Origin of the sequence: Youngiibacter fragilis 232.1 (assembly GCF_000495435.3) — a bacterium.
In the GTDB taxonomy this organism is placed as follows: domain Bacteria; phylum Bacillota; class Clostridia; order Clostridiales; family Clostridiaceae; genus Youngiibacter; species Youngiibacter fragilis.
This window is the reverse complement of sequence record NZ_AXUN02000050.1, coordinates 1-2,058: the sequence shown is the minus strand read 5'-3', so window position 1 is coordinate 2,058 and position 2,058 is coordinate 1. Positions and strand designations below refer to the sequence as shown.

Genomic DNA, 2,058 nt, shown 5'->3' with positions numbered 1-2,058 from the left:
TATTAGGATACTTTATTTATTGGGGTACGACAGCCATTCTGACACATAGGGTAATTGACTTACGCGTATTAGTATCCCCCTTTTCCTAGAGTATGTTGTTGGTTCCGGTTGCCTCATTCTGAAGGGTGTCCTTCAAGGGTGTGCTGTCATTGTCGTATACAGCATAATGCAACATTCAAATCCAAACAATCTAGACAATTCTTTAATCTAAGCCATCTGAATTCCACAACAAGTTAGCTACCATAGATGTGTTTTTGCAATATTTCATCAATAATTTGACTCCTTGCTCTTTCTAGTTTCCATGAGTTTTTCGTCCATGCAAAGTTAGTTACTGCTACTATAGCTAACAATAACCCCGTATAAGTTAACCAAAAATGTAATTTTTGGTTAAGAATAAGAAGTACTAAAATATACAACCCAACTGCAAGAAGGAGGACGTAGGATAGATATGGAAATAGTCTAATTTCCACCAATTGAGTTGGTTTAAACTTAAAGGATTTTTCCGTCAGTAATTGGTTGTTCTCCTCCGTCACCGTTATTTTCATGATTTTTCTAAACTCCTCAAAGCTACCTCTGCTTGAAGCGATGTACCTATCTTTACTACTAGCTACAATGGAAAATACATTACCCTCTTGCTGTACACTAATACACCATTCATTCTTATAGTTTCTATAATTTTTATTAATCTTTTCCATTCTTTCCTGAAACTCATTAAATGTCATATTGGGTATAACAAGATTTACATTCTTTACCATGCATATCCCCCTGTTGCTCGTGCGTAAGGCTGATAAGATAGCATTCCAGTGACACTGCCAATATCGCTATTTACTCCTGCATTCCATCCATATCGATTTAACAGAGCGTAACCCTCATCCCAATACTGATACCCTCTTTTAATTGTACCTTTCGCACTATTAACTATTCCACTAAATACTTTTTTTGTACCTTTATCAATTGTGGCTTTAGCTGACTTCCCTAATGCGGTAGTAGTTTTAAGTCTAACTTTAGCACCTACAAGTCCTCCTATAGCTCCCGCTATAGTACTGGCAATCAATCCTCCCGTTGTAACTTTTCTTCGATTAATAGCTTCAGTTGCTGCATATGCTCCTGCACCCAAGGCAGCATTAATACCTACGGACAATGATGTAGTTAGTAAAACTCCTCCAGGAATCATCGCACTGGCACCCGATATCGCTCCTGTACCCGCAGCTATAGCAGTCTGTTTCCAATCCCATCTGCGTGTGGTAGTCACTTGGATCACCACATCCATAACTCCACTTATTAAAGAACCTGCCGTTGCTGCAGCTATAACGTGCCAGAAGTCTCCTCCATTATCAGCTCTGTTTACTGGATTATTATCACAGAAAGCAAATATATTTTTGTCTGTAAGGTCACCCATTGAACCAGTTATAACACCGATATCATCCGCATTGACAAACCTTCCCCAGTCAGGATTATAGTACCTGGACTGGAGATAGTAAAGTCCTGTCTCGGTGTCATACCTATACCCCCTGTAGCGGTACGGGTTCTTAACGCCAACCGTACCCGCCAGGCTTCCCGTTGTTGAGATCATCTTGCCCCAGGTGTCGTAGGTGTAGCTAACCACAAGATTCCCTGCATTATCAATAAGCCCTGTGATATCCCCCTGGGCGTTCCTCACATAGTAGTATTCTGTTCCGTTGAGGTTCATTGAGAAGAGATTGCCTGAAGCATCATAGCTGTAGTGGATCTTGTCCGAGCCTGTAGTCTCGAAGTTGTCCTTATCACCGAATACTGTGTACTTGGTGGTCACTCCATTTACAGTCTTCTCTGTCCTTATCCCGTCGGAGTTGTACTTGAAGCTGAGGCTGGTTGAAGCGTTGTTTAAGCTCTTCAGCTGCCTGCCATTTTCCCAGGTGTAGGTCCAGCCGTCGTCAGACAATGGATTCCCTATGCATCATAGGTTATAATAATCGCCAAGTTAACTTCAGTATAAATGTTGACTTACAGCATAATCAATATTGATAGTAGATTTACACATAAACATTTAGCTTCAATTGTTAGAGCCGCGAAATTTTG

At 40.7% G+C, this 2,058-nt stretch carries 2 protein-coding genes; both read right to left on the bottom strand.

The window, feature by feature from the left end; all coding sequences use genetic code 11:
• Positions 1 to 233: 233 nt before the first annotated feature.
• The gene (locus T472_RS03645) at positions 234 to 755 is read right to left on the bottom strand and encodes a hypothetical protein (protein ID WP_023388082.1); all 522 of its coding nucleotides are present in this window, start codon (positions 753 to 755) and stop codon (positions 234 to 236) included.
• Complete coding sequence (locus T472_RS03640; RefSeq protein ID WP_023863321.1) at positions 749 to 1,921, bottom strand: RHS repeat-associated core domain-containing protein; 1,173 nt, start codon at positions 1,919 to 1,921, stop codon at positions 749 to 751. The genes T472_RS03645 and T472_RS03640 overlap by 7 nt, the downstream gene beginning before the upstream one ends.
• Between the last annotated feature and the right edge of the window lie 137 nt (positions 1,922 to 2,058).